Annotated in this window: 14 protein-coding genes and 1 pseudogene; 2 read left to right on the top strand and 13 right to left on the bottom strand. The window is 59.5% G+C overall.

Features of this window, described 5'->3' with window-relative positions:
- Positions 1-33: 33 nt before the first annotated feature.
- Both HBJ59_RS15650 and HBJ59_RS15645 read right to left on the bottom strand, forming a co-directional pair.
- Entirely contained in the window at positions 34-1,392 is a 1,359-nt protein-coding gene (locus HBJ59_RS15650) for a glutamine synthetase family protein (RefSeq protein ID WP_010167850.1), read from the bottom strand.
- A 39-nt stretch (positions 1,393-1,431) separates the two neighbouring features.
- Positions 1,432-2,211, bottom strand: a complete 780-nt coding sequence (locus tag HBJ59_RS15645; RefSeq protein WP_167664053.1) for a gamma-glutamyl-gamma-aminobutyrate hydrolase family protein — start codon at positions 2,209-2,211, stop codon at positions 1,432-1,434.
- A gap of 278 nt (positions 2,212-2,489) precedes the next feature.
- Here HBJ59_RS15645 and HBJ59_RS15640 point away from each other — a divergent pair, with 278 nt between their 5' ends.
- Positions 2,490-3,866 (top strand): glutamine synthetase family protein, encoded by a 1,377-nt coding sequence (locus HBJ59_RS15640; protein WP_003213894.1) that lies wholly within the window; start codon positions 2,490-2,492, stop codon positions 3,864-3,866.
- Between the two features lie 62 nt (positions 3,867-3,928).
- Here the strand turns inward: HBJ59_RS15640 and HBJ59_RS31535 are convergent.
- Positions 3,929-4,006: pseudogene (locus HBJ59_RS31535) on the bottom strand (outer membrane lipoprotein carrier protein LolA); the annotation flags it as partial.
- Between the two features lie 79 nt (positions 4,007-4,085).
- Here HBJ59_RS31535 and HBJ59_RS15635 point away from each other — a divergent pair.
- Positions 4,086-4,724: a TetR/AcrR family transcriptional regulator gene (locus HBJ59_RS15635; protein WP_076013057.1), complete on the top strand. Its 639-nt coding sequence runs from the start codon at positions 4,086-4,088 to the stop codon at positions 4,722-4,724.
- A 172-nt stretch (positions 4,725-4,896) separates the two neighbouring features.
- Here HBJ59_RS15635 and HBJ59_RS15630 read toward each other — a convergent pair whose 3' ends face one another.
- The 10 genes from HBJ59_RS15630 to argE form a co-directional block, all read right to left on the bottom strand.
- On the bottom strand, positions 4,897-5,112 hold the full coding sequence (locus HBJ59_RS15630) for a molybdopterin-binding protein (protein ID WP_003213899.1): 216 nt from the start codon (positions 5,110-5,112) through the stop codon (positions 4,897-4,899).
- Positions 5,113-5,141: 29 nt separating this feature from the next.
- The gene (ssuB, locus tag HBJ59_RS15625) at positions 5,142-5,948 is read right to left on the bottom strand and encodes an aliphatic sulfonates ABC transporter ATP-binding protein (protein WP_076013058.1); all 807 of its coding nucleotides are present in this window, start codon (positions 5,946-5,948) and stop codon (positions 5,142-5,144) included.
- Positions 5,945-6,733 carry an aliphatic sulfonate ABC transporter permease SsuC gene (ssuC, locus tag HBJ59_RS15620; RefSeq protein ID WP_167664052.1) on the bottom strand — a complete coding sequence of 263 codons (789 nt, stop codon included), beginning with the start codon at positions 6,731-6,733 and terminating at the stop codon, positions 5,945-5,947. Before ssuC ends, ssuB begins: the two co-directional genes overlap by 4 nt.
- A 9-nt stretch (positions 6,734-6,742) precedes the next feature.
- Entirely contained in the window at positions 6,743-7,891 is a 1,149-nt protein-coding gene (ssuD, locus tag HBJ59_RS15615) for an FMNH2-dependent alkanesulfonate monooxygenase (RefSeq protein ID WP_076013060.1), read from the bottom strand.
- A gap of 25 nt (positions 7,892-7,916) precedes the next feature.
- Positions 7,917-8,885 carry a sulfonate ABC transporter substrate-binding protein gene (locus HBJ59_RS15610; protein ID WP_076013061.1) on the bottom strand — a complete coding sequence of 323 codons (969 nt, stop codon included), beginning with the start codon at positions 8,883-8,885 and terminating at the stop codon, positions 7,917-7,919.
- A 108-nt stretch (positions 8,886-8,993) separates the two neighbouring features.
- Entirely contained in the window at positions 8,994-9,587 is a 594-nt protein-coding gene (gene ssuE / locus HBJ59_RS15605) for an NADPH-dependent FMN reductase (protein ID WP_076013062.1), read from the bottom strand.
- Between the two features lie 317 nt (positions 9,588-9,904).
- On the bottom strand, positions 9,905-10,543 hold the full coding sequence (locus tag HBJ59_RS15600) for a peroxiredoxin (protein ID WP_010167863.1): 639 nt from the start codon (positions 10,541-10,543) through the stop codon (positions 9,905-9,907).
- A gap of 273 nt (positions 10,544-10,816) precedes the next feature.
- Positions 10,817-12,160 (bottom strand): OprD family porin, encoded by a 1,344-nt coding sequence (locus HBJ59_RS15595; RefSeq protein WP_076013064.1) that lies wholly within the window; start codon positions 12,158-12,160, stop codon positions 10,817-10,819.
- A 595-nt stretch (positions 12,161-12,755) separates the two neighbouring features.
- Positions 12,756-14,054 (bottom strand): amino-acid N-acetyltransferase, encoded by a 1,299-nt coding sequence (gene argA / locus HBJ59_RS15590; protein ID WP_003213914.1) that lies wholly within the window; start codon positions 14,052-14,054, stop codon positions 12,756-12,758.
- Positions 14,055-14,188: 134 nt separating this feature from the next.
- Complete coding sequence (gene argE / locus HBJ59_RS15585; RefSeq protein WP_076013065.1) at positions 14,189-15,337, bottom strand: acetylornithine deacetylase; 1,149 nt, start codon at positions 15,335-15,337, stop codon at positions 14,189-14,191.
- Between the last annotated feature and the right edge of the window lie 134 nt (positions 15,338-15,471).

Below are 15,471 nucleotides of genomic sequence, written 5' to 3'. Positions count from 1 at the left end.
AGGACGCGCCGTTTGAAGGGCGCGCCCGGCGCATCAGACGGCGAAGAGCAGGAATTCCCGCTCCCACGAACTGATCACGCGCTTGAAGTTTTCATGCTCGGCCCGCTTGACCGCGACGTAGCCTGTGATGAATTTGTGACCCAGGTATTTCTCGATGGTCTTGCTGTTTTCCATGCGTTCCAGGGCGTCTTCGATGGTCAGCGGCAGGCGCAGGTTGCGGCGCTCGTAACCACGACCCACCACTGGCGCGCTTGGGCTGATGCCTTCGACCATGCCGATGTAGCCACACAGCAAGCTGGCGGCAATCGCCAGGTACGGGTTGGCGTCGGCACCCGGCAGGCGGTTTTCCACCCGACGGTTTTGTGGGCCGGCGTCCGGTACGCGCAGGCCTACGGTGCGGTTTTCTTCGCCCCACTCCACGTTGACCGGCGCCGAGGTGTCGGGCAGGAAGCGGCGGAACGAGTTGACGTTCGGTGCGAACAGCGGCAACAGCTCAGGGATAAATTTCTGCAGGCCACCGATGTGGTGCAGGAACAGCTCGCTCTTGGTCCCGTCTTCATTAGAGAACACGTTCTTGCCGGTGGCGATGTCGATGATGCTCTGGTGCAGGTGCATCGCGCTGCCGGGCTCGCCGGTCATGGGCTTGGCCATAAAGGTGGCCGCCACGTTGTGCTTGAGCGCCGCTTCACGCATGGTCCGCTTGAACACCAGGATCTGGTCGGCCAGGGACAGGGCGTCGCCGTGACGGAAGTTGATTTCCATCTGCGCCGTGCCGTCTTCGTGGATCAGCGTGTCGAGGTCCAGCTCCTGCAGCTCGCACCAGTCGTAGACGTCTTCGAACAACGGATCGAATTCGTTGGCTGCTTCTATAGAGAAGGACTGGCGGCCGGTTTCCGGGCGACCGGAACGGCCAATCGGCGGTTGCAGCGGGAAGTCCGGGTCTTCGCAGCGCTTGGTCAGGTAGAACTCCATCTCCGGCGCCACGATGGGCTGCCAGCCTTTATCGGCGTAGAGCTTGAGGACTTTCTTGAGCACGTTGCGCGGCGACAGTTCGATCGGGTTGCCTTGCTTGTCGTAGGTGTCGTGGATCACCTGGGCCGTAGGCTCTATGGCCCAGGGCACGAGGTACACCGCGTTCTCGTCCGGGCGGCAGATCATGTCGATGTCGGCCGGGTCGAGCAATTCGTAATAGATGTCGTCTTCGACATAGTCGCCGGTCACGGTCTGCAACAGAACGCTTTCGGGCAGGCGCATGCCTTTTTCGGCGATGAACTTGTTGGTCGGCGAGATCTTGCCCCGGGTGATGCCGGTGAGGTCGCCAATCATGCATTCGACTTCTGTGATCTTGTGGTCTTTCAACCAATCGGTGAGCTGGTCGAGGTTGTTACTCATAAATGCCTCTGGGCTGTGTTTCCTGACATCCATTAAAGGTCAGGCGTAAGTTGACGCAGCATCCGCGTCGCGTTGCATCACCCGCTTTCGACAAGCATTGCCAAATGCCTGGAAGATTGCGAGGTAGTGCGGGTTAGAGCTTACCTGCCATTCGGGGTGCCATTGCACTCCTAAAGCAAAAGCCTTGCCCGCGGGAACCGAAAAGCCTTCGATCAGGCCGTCCGGCGCGGTGGCCTCGACCTGAAAACCCGGCGCAAGGCGATCGATGCCCTGTGAATGAATCGAGTTGACCTGGATCGTCGACGGCAAGCCCAGGCTTGCCAATACCCCATTCGGGGAGATGGCCACTGCGTGCGCCGGGCCATACTGGATGTCCAGCGGCTGGGTGTCGTCTTCGCGGTGATCCATCATGCCCGGCACTTCGTGAACCTTCTGGTGCAGGCTGCCGCCAAACGCCACGTTCATTTCCTGGAAGCCACGGCAAATCCCCAGCACCGGAACGCCTGCCGCAATCGCGGCACGCAGCAGCGGTAGCGTGGTTTGGTCCCGTGCAGAATCATGAGCAGTCCCGGGCGCGCTGGCCGGACCGTCGTAATGAAAGGGTTCGATATTGGAAGGTGAGCCGGTAAAGAGAATGCCGTCCAGACCGTCAAAAATATTGGCCGGGTCGAGCACATCCGCCAGGGACGGAATAATCAATGGCAAGCCCTTGGCAGCGGTGGCCACTGCACGGACGTATTTGTCGCCACTGATATGATAAGCATGCAGACCGACCTGTTTGGAGCAGGCGGTGACGCCGATTAACGGCAGGCGAGACATGAAGCACCCCGGTATTATTGCTGTTATGGGTTTGAATCGAGCTTAGCCTTGTTCATTTTTTTACACAACACCCCCGTAAAAAATACAACACGGCCCGCTCAAACGTGCTGGTTCCAAGAGCACCAATCCCAAAAAACCGCCCCAAAAAGCCCCAAAAAAGCCCTCAAGGCGCTTTTTTAGGGCAAAAAAGGCCTCGCTTGACTTCGGCATGCCGTTCGGGTTGACTGAAACCCGAAGAGATCAATGATTGATATTTTTAACAACAAAGGTGTTGCATCATGTCGGTACCCCCGCGTGCCGTTCAGCTTAACGAAGCGAACGCGTTCCTTAAGGATCATCCTGAGGTTCTGTACGTAGACCTTCTAATTGCGGATATGAATGGTGTGGTGCGCGGCAAGCGCATCGAACGCACCAGCCTCCACAAGGTTTACGAGAAGGGCATTAACCTGCCTGCCTCTCTATTTGCCCTGGATATCAATGGCTCAACGGTGGAAAGCACCGGCCTGGGTCTGGACATCGGTGATGCTGACCGAATCTGTTATCCAATCCCCGACACCCTGTGCAATGAGCCCTGGCAAAAGCGCCCAACCGCGCAATTGCTGATGACCATGCACGAACTCGAAGGTGAACCTTTCTTCGCCGATCCTCGCGAAGTACTCCGCCAAGTTGTAAGCAAATTTGACGACCTCGGTCTGACCATCTGCGCCGCATTCGAGCTGGAGTTCTACCTGATTGACCAGGAGAACGTGAATGGCCGGCCACAACCGCCCCGCTCGCCGATCTCCGGCAAACGCCCGCACTCGACACAGGTCTACCTGATCGACGACCTCGACGAATACGTCGACTGCCTCCAGGACATTCTGGAAGGTGCAAAAGAGCAAGGCATCCCTGCCGACGCCATCGTCAAGGAAAGTGCCCCGGCGCAGTTCGAAGTGAACCTGCACCACGTTGCCGACCCTATAAAGGCCTGCGACTACGCGGTACTGCTCAAGCGCTTGATCAAGAACATCGCCTACGACCATGAGATGGACACCACCTTCATGGCCAAGCCTTACCCGGGCCAGGCAGGCAACGGCTTACACGTACACATTTCGATCCTGGACAAGGACGGCAAGAACATCTTTGCCAGCGAGGATCCCGAGCAGAACGCCGCATTGCGTCACGCGATCGGCGGTGTGCTGGAGACCCTACCCGCCCAAATGGCGTTCCTGTGCCCTAACGTCAACTCCTACCGTCGTTTCGGCGCACAGTTCTACGTGCCGAACTCGCCGTGCTGGGGCCTGGATAACCGCACCGTAGCGATTCGCGTACCGACCGGCTCGTCCGACGCCGTACGTATCGAACACCGTGTGGCCGGCGCCGACGCCAACCCTTACCTGCTGATGGCTTCGGTCCTGGCGGGCGTGCATCACGGCCTGACCAACAAGATCGAGCCTGGCGCACCCGTGGAAGGCAACAGCTACGAGCAGAACGAACAGAGTCTGCCGAACAACCTGCGTGATGCCCTGCGCGAGTTGGACGACAGCGAGGTGATGGCCAAGTACATCGATCCTAAATACATCGATATCTTTGTCGCCTGTAAGGAAAGTGAGCTGGAAGAGTTCGAACACTCCATCTCCGACCTTGAGTACAACTGGTACCTGCATACCGTGTAAGCGGTTGCTTGATTGAAGGAACGCCGCAGGCTTTTGGCTTGCGGCGTTTTTTTATGCCTGTTTGTAGGAGCGAGCTTGCTCGCGAAAAACCTGAGGTCGCCGCGTTGATTCAGGATGCCCGCGTCATCGTTTACGACCATCGCGAGCAAGCTCGCTCCTACATGGTATGGATCACAGGCTGTCTCTCGTACAATGCCCGCTGCCCTGTAGGAGACTTCAATGAATCGCCCTGCCACCCCTCGCAAACCCCGCGCCCGCAGCCAGGCCCGGATCGACGCGATCCTCGACGCCGCCCGCACCTTGCTGGCCGCCGAAGGCGTGGCCAGCCTGTCGATCTACAGCGTGGCCGAGCGGGCGCAGATTCCACCGTCATCGGTGTACCACTTCTTCGCCAGCGTGCCTGCCTTGCTGGAGGCGCTGACCGCTGACGTCCATGCAGCCTTCCGCGCGGCCATTCAGGCGCCAATCGATCACGACTCACTCAAGCATTGGCGCGATCTGTCCTGCGTGGTGGAGCAGCGCATGCTCATCATCTACAGCAACGACGCCGCCGCCCGGCAATTGATCCTGGCCCAGCACGGGCTGACCGAAGTGACACAGGCCGACCGCCAGCACGATTTGGAGCTGGGAAACCTGATGCATGAAGTGTTCAACCGGCACTTCGAGGTGCCGAGCCTGCCCGCCGATGTCGACGTGTTTGCCCTGGCCCTGGAACTGAGCGACCGCGTCTACGCGCGCTCGGTGCATCAGCACGGGCAAATCACCCCGCGCATGGCCGAGGAAGGCATGCGGGTGTTTGACGCGTATGTGGGGCTTTATCTGCCGGCGTTCTTGCCCAAGCGGGTGGCTGCGCTCTGATTTTTTGTTGCCTGTCCGGGCCTCTTCGCGAGCAAGCCCGCTCCCACATTTGACCGAGTTTTAACTTTGGAATGCGGTCGAATGTGGGAGCGGGCTTGCTCGCGAAAGCTATCTCAAGAACGACAAAAACCCCGACAAGCTTTCACCTTCGGGGTTTTGGGCGAACCATCGATCACAGCTTGGCGATCGATACCTCGGTGGATTTGACGAAGGCAATCACTTCGCTGCCAATCACCAGCTCGAGCTCTTTCACCGAGCGCGTGGTGATCACCGAAGTGACGATGCCGGATGCGGTCTGCACGTCGATTTCCGACAGCACGTCGCCTTCGACGATTTCCTTGATGGTGCCTTTGAACTGGTTACGCACGTTGATGGCTTTAATAGTCATGGTCGTTCTTCCTGTGTAAGACAAGTGAGTTATTGAGCCCAACGCAATTGCGTAGGCAGCGGTGAAACAGGTTCGGGTTCCGGCGGGGTGCCGGGCAGCGACAACACACGGTTAAGCACTTCGGTTTCCAGCGCCGCCAGGCGGTGGGAGCCGCGCACCCGCGGGCGTGGGAGTTCCACGTGCAGGTCGAGGCCGATTTCGCCGTCTTCGATCAGGATCACCCGGTCGGCAATGGCCACGGCTTCGCTGACGTCGTGGGTCACCAGCAACACGGTGAAGCCGTGTTTCTGCCAGAGGTTCTCGATCAGTTGCTGCATCTCGATCCGGGTCAGGGCATCCAGGGCCCCCAGCGGTTCGTCCAGCAGCAACAGGCGTGGCTGGTGGATCAAGGCGCGGGCCAGGGCCACGCGTTGCTTCTGGCCACCGGACAACGCCGCCGGCCACTCATTCGCGCGCTCGGCCAGGCCGACCGCTTCCAGCGCTTCCAACGCCTGCGGACGCCAGTTGCCCTTGAGGCCCAGGCCCACGTTGTCGATGATCTTTTTCCACGGCAGCAGGCGCGCTTCCTGGAACATCAAGCGCGTGTCTTCAATCGCCTCGCTCAGCGGTGCGGAGCCGGCGAGCAATTCGCCGCCGCTGGCTTTGTCCAGGCCGGCCAGCAGGCGCAGCAAGGTACTTTTGCCGCAGCCACTGCGGCCCACGACCGCAACAAATTGACCGGCAGGAATGTGCAGGTCGATTGCCTTCAGCACTTCCCGCGCGCCGAAAGCCTTGCGCAACTTGCGCACTGCCAGGGGAATGCCCCGCAGCAGGCGTGGAGGTTGTTGAGCAGTCATGCCGCACCTCCTTTATTCACTTGATAAGCCGGGTGCCAGCGCAGCCAGACACGCTCCAGACCGCGCGCCGCCAGGTCTGCCAGCTTGCCGAGTACCGCGTACAGCACGATCGCCAGTACCACTACGTCGGTTTGCAGGAATTCCCGGGCGTTCATCGCCAGATAGCCGATGCCGGAACTGGCGGAGATAGTTTCCGCGACGATCAACGTCAGCCACATAAAGCCCAACGCGAAGCGCACGCCGACCAGAATCGAAGGCAAGGCGCCCGGCAAAATCACCTGGCGAAACAGGCTGAAACCGGACAGGCCATAACTGCGGGCCATTTCCACCAGCGCCGGGTCGACGTTGCGGATGCCGTGGTAGGTGTTGAGGTAGATCGGGAACAGCGTGCCGAGGGCGACCAGGAATATCTTCGCGGTCTCGTCAATCCCGAACCACAGGATCACCAGTGGGATCAGCGCCAGGTGCGGCACGTTGCGGATCATCTGCACCGAGCTGTCCAGCAGGCGTTCACCCCAGGTCGACAGGCCGGTGATAAAGCCCAGGGCCAGGCCGATGCCGCCGCCGATCACAAAACCCAGGCCCGCGCGCCAGCCGCTGATGGCCAGGTGGGTCCAGATTTCGCCGCTGCGCACCAGGCTGACGCCCGCTTCGATCACCGCGCTGGGTGCCGGCAGAATCCGCGTCGACAACCAACCTGCCGAAACGGACAACTGCCATACCGCCAGCAACAGAATCGGCAGCGCCCAGGGCGCCAATCGATGACTTAACTTTTCAAGATTCATGGCGGCGCCTCAGCTCTGGGACGCAGCTTTGGGGAGAATGTCGTTGGCGACCATTTCGCCGAACGGGCTGACGTAGCCGGCACCTTTCGGCAGCTCGGGACGTTCGATGTCCAAATGCGGGAACAGCAACTCGGCCACGCGGTACGACTCTTCCAGGTGTGGATAACCGGAGAAGATAAAGGTGTCGATGCCCAGGTCAGCGTATTCCTTCACCCGTGCAGCTACGGTCGGGCCATCACCTACCAAGGCAGTGCCGGCACCGCCGCGCACCAGTCCTACGCCGGCCCACAGGTTGGGGCTGACTTCCAGGTTGTCGCGGCTACCGCCGTGCAAGGCAGCCATACGCTGCTGGCCTACGGAATCGAAGCGCGACAATGAGGCCTGGGCGCGGGCGATGGTTTCATCGTCCACGTGGGAGATCAGTTTGTCGGCGGCCTGCCAGGCTTCGGCGTTGGTTTCACGTACGATCACATGCAGGCGAATGCCGAAGCGCAGGGTACGCCCGAGCTTGGCGGCCTTGGCGCGAACCTGTGCAATCTTTTCCGCCACCGCGGCCGGCGGCTCGCCCCAGGTCAGGACCATTTCCACTTGTTCAGCTGCCAGATCCTGCGCCGCTTCGGAGGAACCCCCGAAATACAGCGGCGGACGCGGTTGCTGGATCGGCGGATAGAGCAACTTCGCGCCTTTGACGCTGATGTGCTGACCATCGTAATCGACGGTTTCGCCTTCCAGCACGCGGCGCCAGATGCGGGTGAATTCCACCGACGCCTGATACCGCTCTTCATGACTCAGGAACAACCCGTCGCCGGCCAATTCTTCCGGGTCACCGCCGGTCACCAGGTTGAACAACGCACGGCCGCCGGACAGACGATCCAGAGTTGCCGCCTGACGCGCAGCCACCGTCGGGGAAATGATCCCGGGGCGCAGCGCGACAAGGAATTTCAAACGTTGGGTCACCGGGATCAGCGACGCCGCCACCAACCACGAATCCTCGCAGGAACGGCCGGTAGGGATCAGCACCCCGCCGAAGCCAAGGCGGTCGGCCGCCTGGGCCACTTGCTGCAGGTAACCGTGATCAACGGCGCGAGCGCCTTCGGCGGTGCCAAGGTAATGGCCGTCGCCGTGGGTAGGCAGGAACCAGAAAATATTGAGGCTCATGGAGTTGTCTCCTGAAGAAGTCGGATTACGGCGCTTTGGCAACGGCGGCGGGTGGCGTCCAGATCACGTCCTTGATGTTCAAGGGTTTGGGGATCAATTTGAGTTGGTAGAAGCTGTCGGCAATTTTCTGCTGCGCGGCGACCACTTCCGGGGTCAGGAACAGCGCGCCGTAGCCCTGGCGTTTCACCGAGGTGAGGGTGATGTCGGCCGGCAAGCCCAGCAGCGGTGCAACTTGTTCGGTGACTTGCTCCGGATTGGCCTTGGACCATTCGCCCACGGCGCGCACTTCCTCCACCAATGCCTTGATCACATCAGGGTGTTTTTCGGCGTAAGGCTTGGTGGCCAGGTAGAACTGATGGTTGTCAGCGATGCCGGTGCCGTCACGCAGGGTGCGCGCTTGCAGTTGTTTTTCGGCGGCTGCCTGGTACGGGTCCCAGATCACCCAGGCATCGACGCTGCCACGCTCGAACGCGGCGCGGGCATCGGCGGGCGGCAGGAATACGGTCTGCACGTCGGTGTATTTCAGGCCGGCATCTTCCAGGGCACGCACCAGCAGGTAGTGCACGTTGGAGCCCTTATTGAGGACGACTTTCTTGCCCTTGAGGTCTTGCACCGATTTGATCGGCGAGTCTTTCGGTACCAGGATCGCTTCGCTGGTCGGCGCTGGTGGTTCGTAGGCGACGTAGAGCAGATCGGCACCGGCAGCCTGGGCGAACACTGGCGGGGTTTCACCCGTCACTCCGAAATCGATGGAGCCGACGTTCAGTCCTTCCAGCAGTTGCGGGCCGCCGGGGAACTCCGTCCATTGCACTTGCACGCCCTGCTCGGCCAGGCGCTTTTCCAGCGAGCCCTTGGCCTTGAGCAGCACCAGGGTGCCGTATTTCTGATAGCCGATCCGCAGGGTTTCGGCGGCTTGGGCTTGAACAATGGCGCCGAACGACACAGCCGCAGCAAACAGTGCGACCAGTCCACGACGCAAGATGACAGTGCGCATGGCGCTCTCTCCAACTATACGATGAGGGGGTTGGCTGCACCTGCTTGGCCGTTGACGGCTGAGTAAGGTGAGTAGTACTTGTCGAATTCAGGTAAAGCTCGGTAAGGCTTAAATGCTCCAGCGAGCACTCAACAGACGTTCATTCAACACATTGGGATCAAGGGGTTTCGGGCGGCGGGCCATGGCGCTGTAGAACTGCTCCAGGGCCTCACTCAAACGTTGTTCCAGCACCGGCACCAACTGCGCCTGGGCACTGCCTTCGCCGTAAGCGATCTGGCTGTCTTCGGCGAAAATCCCGTGAAGCAATTCCTGGGCTTTCAGGGCCGACAGCACTGGCTTCAGCGCGTAGTCCACCGCGAGCATGTGGGCGATGCTGCCGCCGGTGGCCATCGGCAATACCACTTTGTGGGCCAGGGCGCGTTCGGGCAGCAGGTCAAGGATGGTTTTCAGCGCACCGGAAAACGAAGCCTTGTACACCGGCGTGGCAATCACCAAGCCATCGGCATTTGCCACTTGCTGCAGCAGGTCGATGATTTTCGGGCTGTCGAACCGCGCGTGCAGCAAGTCTTCGGCCGGGAAGTCCCGTATCTGATAACTCACCACTTCCACGCCTTGTTGCTGCAACCAGTTTCGGGAGTGATCCAGCAAGATCCCGGACCGGGAACGTTGGCTGGGGCTACCACCAAGTGTTACGACCAGCATGTAGGCAATTCCTTTGGAAAGTGTCGGCGGTTCGCTTTGTGGCGATGGCGCCAAGATGGGACAGACCATATCAGCCAATTTATATATCTATAAATCTTATTTTTTCATTTGTTTATTCTTTAAATGCATATACCGCTGACTAAATTCCAGGCGTAAAAAAAGGCCGTCGAAACGGCCTTAAAACCCCTGCTTTGTGAGACTTGAATTGCGATCAAGTGTGGGAGCGGGCTTGCTCGCGAAAGCGGTGTGTCATTCAAAGAGGCGTCAACTGACAGTGCGCGTTCGCGAGCAAGCCCGCTCCCACATTTGGTTCTGTGTCAGCGATTCGGTTGAGGGGTGAGCCGCAGGTACGGCTTCACCGCCCGGTAACCCTTCGGAAAGCGCTTCTTGATCTCTTCTTCGTCCTTGAGCGACGGCACGATCACCACCTCGTCACCGTCCTGCCAGTTGGCCGGGGTGGCGACTTTGTGGCTGTCGGTCAGTTGCAGCGAGTCAATCACCCGCAGGATTTCGTGGAAGTTGCGCCCGGTACTGGCTGGGTAGGTGATGGTCAGGCGAATCTTTTTGTTCGGATCGATCACGAACAGCGAACGCACGGTGAGGGTGTCACTGGCATTCGGGTGGATCAGGTCATACAGGTCGGAGACCTTGCGGTCTGCGTCGGCCAGGATCGGGAAGTTGACGATGGTGTTCTGGGTTTCGTTGATGTCTTCGATCCACTTGTGGTGGGAATCCACCGGGTCCACCGACAGGGCAATGGCCTTGACGCCGCGCTTGGCGAATTCATCCTTGAGCTTGGCGGTAAAACCCAGCTCTGTGGTGCACACCGGGGTGAAGTCCGCCGGATGGGAAAACAGCACGCCCCAGCTATCGCCCAGCCACTCGTGGAAACGAATCTTGCCGGCGCTGGAATCCTGTTCAAAGTCGGGGGCGATGTCGCCCAGTCTGAGGCTCATGGTGTGGCTCCTGATGAGTGCTTATGGAGCCCACTGTGCCTGCGTTGTGGATTATTTAAAAAGAATAAATATCGATTTATCTAGACGATAAAAGAATATTAAAAATCTGTTCATTGGACTTGGCGACAGGCGAGGATCAACATCCATTTCAAGGTTCGAGAAGGCCTTGAGACGCTGTACAAAGAGGGGTTCAGGACGGGCTTGCGGGGGTTGAGCCCGACTTGAAAAGTAAAGCACCCTGCCCGGCATTGCGCCGGGCAAGGTTTTACGCTCTTACTTGAACGCGTAGCTATAGCTGACGATCAGGCGGTTTTCGTCCTGGTCGCGAGTGCTGGCCAGGTCGGTACGCCACATGGCGTTCTTCCAGGCGACGCCCAGGTTTTTCAGCGGACCTTCTGGAATAACGTAGGCCAGCGTCAAGTCACGCTCCCACTCGGTCTTTTCACCGACGGCAGTGTCGATGTTGCTGCCACGCAGGTAGATCACACCGGCTGTCAGGCCAGGTACGCCAACCTTGGCGAAGTCATACGCGTAGCGGGCTTGCCAGGTACGCTCGCCAGCACGGGCGAACTTCTGGATTTGCATGTCGGTAGTGGTGCTGTTCGACGAGCCGTCACCTTGGTTCAACCAAGGGAAGTCGCTGTCGCCCTTGGTGTACTGGTAACCAGCACCAAAGGTGTGACCAGCAACCGAGTACAACGCCAGGTAGCTGTACAGGTCGTTGTCGACTTTACCTTTGGTAGTCGTGTTGCCGTAGAAACCGGTGGTGTAGTAACCGGCAGTGTCACCGTTGGCACCGTTGTCGCGGCTGCGGTAGTAACGCAGGTCACTTTTCAGAGTGCCTGGACCGATCGCCCAGTTGTGGACCAAGCCCAGGAAGTTCTGAGCATAAAAGTCCTTCAGCTCGCCGTAGTAGTACGAAGCGGTCAGGTCTTTGGTGATTTTGTAGTCAGCACCGGCGTAGTAGAACTTGTTGACGAAGTTACCTGCGTCATAGTTCGAGCTGCCGTTGGCGCCTGCCAGCGACAAACCTTCGTTGTTGCTGGAGTTACGACCTTTGGAGTGCTCGATCTGACCGGCAGTCAGGGTCAGGTCCTTGATCTCGTTCGAAGAGATCTCGCCGCCCTGGAAGGTTTGTGGCAGCAGACGACCGTCGTTGGTCTTGATGACCGGGTTGTTCGGCTGCAGGGTACCGATCTTCAGCACGGTCTGGGAGATCTTGACCTTACCGGTCACGCCCAGGCTGGCGAAATCGTTGACCGCCTTGTTGCCATCACTTGGGAACACGGTGCCGCCGGAAGCAGTACCGGTGTAGTTACCGTGGTTTTCACGGCTGGAATCCAGACGCACGCCGTACAGGCCGATGGCGTCAAGACCGAAGCCTACAGTGCCCTGGGTAAAGCCGGAGATGAAGCGCAGGTCGAAGCCTTGGCCCCATTCAGCGTTTTTGCTGCGGGTGTTGGACGTTCTCGAAGGAACGCCATCACGGTTGTCGGTATTGATATAAAAGTTGCGCAGGCCAAGAGTGACCTTGCTGTCGTCGATAAAACCTGCGGCGCCTGCTTGTTGAGCGATTGCCCCCAAAGCTACGGCCAACGCCAATGTTGACTTCTTCATGTACCGCTCCTCTCATTTCTAATTTTTGTATTTCTTAGGTCTCGGGTCTGACGCCCTTGATCCACAGATGCGCGATTAGCGCCGGATAGTGACTGACAAGTCAATCGTAACCTTGTGTGTCTACTACTTTCGTCTAACCGCAGTTGATTTGGTCCCTGCAGGGTAATGAGTTTTTCATACACCCAAAAAGAATTGTTTCATTCTTTTTCATACGATTCAGGAATAAGGCTTTCCATGGGGCAGTCAAGCCATTGAGGCAGTACCGCTCCATAAGGTTGTTCCTGAAGAGTATGTCTCTACGTTTTTTTAGATCGTTTTGTGTTGACCAGATGGGGTCATACGTCACTCACGATCAAAAACGCGACGCCATCATGGCCAAACGCACATCATTCCGTCAATTTGTTACAGTTTTTGTATCGATGAAACTTTTCTGCCGTCCCGCTAATGCACCTCACCGTACCTGGCGATAATGTCACTTTGATGTCAGTTGTGTGGATAATTCTGCAAACCCGGCGAGTGGCATCATTGCACCCGGCCCGGATGCAAGACTCGCCAAAGTGACAGGCGAGAGGATTGCCCCCTCGCCTCTTCAGGCTTACAACGCCTTTTCGAAAATCTTCGAATTACGCTGATAGTTGTACAACGACGCCCGCGCCGACGGCAGGCGGTCGACCGTACTCGGTACAAAACCACGCTCGCGAAACCAGTGGGCCGTACGGGTGGTCAGCACGAACAACGTCTTCAAACCCTGGGCCCGGGCACGGGTCTCGATGCGCTCCAGCAGCTCATCACCGCGACCGCCATGACGGTACTCCGGGTTCACGGCCAGGCACGCCAGCTCGCCTGCGTCCGAGTCGGCGATCTGATACAGCGCCGCACAGGCGATGATCATGCCTTCACGTTCCACCACGCTGAACTGCTCGATTTCCCGCTCCAGCACTTCCCGGGAACGACGTACCAGAATCCCCTGTTCTTCCAGCGGGCTGATCAGGTCCAGCAAACCGCCGACGTCTTCAATCGCCGCTTCGCGTACCAACTCGAACTGTTCCTGGGCCACCAGCGTACCGCCGCCGTCCCGGGTGAACAGCTCGGTCAGCAAGGCACCGTCTTCGGCATAACTGACAATATGGCTGCGGCCTACGCCGCCACGGCACGCCTCGGCTGCCGCGTCCAACAGTTCGGCCTGGTAGTTGTTGCCCAGGCGTTGCAAGTGCGCGGGCACCTGTTGCGGCCGCAGCTCACGCACCAGCCGGCCGTGTTCGTCGATCAGGCCGAGGTCGGCGCCGAACAACAGCAGCTTGTCAGCGCCAAGGTCGATGGCGGCGCGGGTGGCGACGTCTTCGCAGGCGAGGTTGAAGATTTCACCGGTGGGCGAGTAACCCAACGGCGACAGCAGCACGATGGAACGCTCGTCCAGCAGGCGGTTGATACCCTTGCGGTCGACGCGGCGCACTTCGCCGGTGTGGTGATAGTCGACGCCTTCGAGCACACCGATCGGGCGCGCGGTCACCAGGTTGCCGCTGGCCACCCGCAGGCGCGAGCCTTGCATCGGCGAGGAGGCCATGTCCATGGACAGCCGCGCTTCGATGGCGATACGCAGATGGCCGACGGCGTCGATCACACACTCAAGCGTCGCGGCATCGGTGATGCGCAAGCCTTCGTGGTAAGCCGGGGTCAGGCCGCGGGCGGCGAGGCGGGTTTCGATTTGCGGACGTGAACCGTGGACCAGCACCAGACGCACGCCCAGGCTGTGGAGCAGCACCAGGTCGTGGACGATATTGCCGAAGTTCGGATGTTCCACACCATCGCCCGGCAGCATGACCACAAAGGTGCAGTCGCGGTGGGCATTGATGTAAGGCGAAGCGTGACGAAGCCAATTGACGTATTCGGGCATAAACCTGGGCCTGTAATAAAAAGCAGCCAAAAAGGGATGAATCATGAAAACGCACAGCGGGCTGTTGGTTATCGTCGGAACAGGCTTGGCGACACGCTCGCTCTCCTTCTATGTACGGATGGGCAGGGGTTAATTTATGCAGGTGTCAGGCAGTAATGTTGAATCAGTTCCCGCAATAGACGCACTGTAGGCGTCAAGCGTGACATTTCAAGGTACTCGCCGGGCTGGTGGGCGCAGGCGATATCACCAGGGCCGAGCACCAGGGTCTCGCAACCAAGGCGCTGAAGATAAGGCGCTTCGGTGCCGAACGCTACTGCTTCGGCGCGATGACCGGTAAGTCGTTCAGCCACCCGCACCAACTCGGCATCCTCGGCCTGCTCGAACGGCGGTACTTCGGGGAACAACGGCGCGTAGTCGATCTTCACCTTATGCCGCTCGGCCAGGGGTTCAAGCTTCTGCCGGATGGCCGCGCGCAGCACTTGGGGATCCATGCCGGGCAAGGGCCGCAGGTCGAATTCCAGGGAGCATTGGCCGCAAATGCGGTTGGGGTTATCGCCGCCGTGAATGCAGCCGAAGTTCATGGTCGGTTGCGGCACACTGAACTGCGGGTTGCGGTATTCGCGCTGCCAGGCAAGGCGCAGGCCACGCAGCTCGCCGATGGCGTCGTGCATGGCTTCGAGCGCGCTGTGGCCCAGGCTTGGATCCGACGAATGGCCGCTGCGCCCAAGAATATCGATGCGCTCCATCATCACGCCTTTGTGCAGGCGGATGGGTTTGAGGCCAGTCGGCTCGCCGATCACCGCCGCGCGACCTAAAGGACGGCCCGCCTCGGCCAGCGCACGGGCGCCGGCCATGGAGCTTTCTTCATCGCAGGTGGCAAGGATCAGCAGCGGTTGCTTGAAGGGTTGGTCCAGCAACGGCTGGACGGCTTCGATCACCAGGGCGAAAAAACCTTTCATGTCACAGCTGCCCAGTCCTACCCAGCGGCCGTCGACTTCCGTCAGCTTCAGCGGATCGGTCTGCCATAGCGCGCCGTCGTACGGCACGGTGTCGCTGTGCCCCGCCAACACCAGGCCGCCGGGGCCCGTGCCGAAACTGGCCAGCAGATTGAATTTGCCGGGGCTGACCTGCTGGATATCGCAGGCAAAGCCCAAGTCCCCCAGCCAGGTGGCGAGCAAATCGATCACCGGGCGGTTGGATTGGTCGAGAGAAGCCTGGGTACAACTGACCGAAGGCGCGGCAATCAGCGCGGCGAATTGTTCTTTCATGGACGGTAAAGGCATGCGCGGTCTCTCAACTTCCCGGATGAACCCCATCATAGAGCCATCTGCACGACACAATAAACCGTTGCGGCGCGTTGCCGGGCTCAGTCCTGTACACTGCACGGCCTTGGCAGCCACTCATTTCCCCGGCTGCG

The sequence above is a fragment of the Pseudomonas sp. AN3A02 genome (assembly GCF_011765255.1).
Lineage (GTDB): Bacteria > Pseudomonadota > Gammaproteobacteria > Pseudomonadales > Pseudomonadaceae > Aquipseudomonas.
This window is presented reverse-complemented; position numbering and strand designations above follow the sequence as displayed.

Coding starts and splice junctions, on each gene's coding strand:
- HBJ59_RS15650 (WP_010167850.1), bottom strand. CDS start 1,392: ATGAGTAACAACCTCGACCAGCTCACCGATTGGTTGAAAGACCACAAG.
- HBJ59_RS15645 (WP_167664053.1), bottom strand. CDS start 2,211: ATGTCTCGCCTGCCGTTAATCGGCGTCACCGCCTGCTCCAAACAGGTC.
- HBJ59_RS15640 (WP_003213894.1), top strand. CDS start 2,490: ATGTCGGTACCCCCGCGTGCCGTTCAGCTTAACGAAGCGAACGCGTTC.
- HBJ59_RS15635 (WP_076013057.1), top strand. CDS start 4,086: ATGAATCGCCCTGCCACCCCTCGCAAACCCCGCGCCCGCAGCCAGGCC.
- HBJ59_RS15630 (WP_003213899.1), bottom strand. CDS start 5,112: ATGACTATTAAAGCCATCAACGTGCGTAACCAGTTCAAAGGCACCATC.
- ssuB (WP_076013058.1), bottom strand. CDS start 5,948: ATGACTGCTCAACAACCTCCACGCCTGCTGCGGGGCATTCCCCTGGCA.
- ssuC (WP_167664052.1), bottom strand. CDS start 6,733: ATGAATCTTGAAAAGTTAAGTCATCGATTGGCGCCCTGGGCGCTGCCG.
- ssuD (WP_076013060.1), bottom strand. CDS start 7,891: ATGAGCCTCAATATTTTCTGGTTCCTGCCTACCCACGGCGACGGCCAT.
- HBJ59_RS15610 (WP_076013061.1), bottom strand. CDS start 8,885: ATGCGCACTGTCATCTTGCGTCGTGGACTGGTCGCACTGTTTGCTGCG.
- ssuE (WP_076013062.1), bottom strand. CDS start 9,587: ATGCTGGTCGTAACACTTGGTGGTAGCCCCAGCCAACGTTCCCGGTCC.
- HBJ59_RS15600 (WP_010167863.1), bottom strand. CDS start 10,543: ATGAGCCTCAGACTGGGCGACATCGCCCCCGACTTTGAACAGGATTCC.
- HBJ59_RS15595 (WP_076013064.1), bottom strand. CDS start 12,160: ATGAAGAAGTCAACATTGGCGTTGGCCGTAGCTTTGGGGGCAATCGCT.
- argA (WP_003213914.1), bottom strand. CDS start 14,054: ATGCCCGAATACGTCAATTGGCTTCGTCACGCTTCGCCTTACATCAAT.
- argE (WP_076013065.1), bottom strand. CDS start 15,337: ATGCCTTTACCGTCCATGAAAGAACAATTCGCCGCGCTGATTGCCGCG.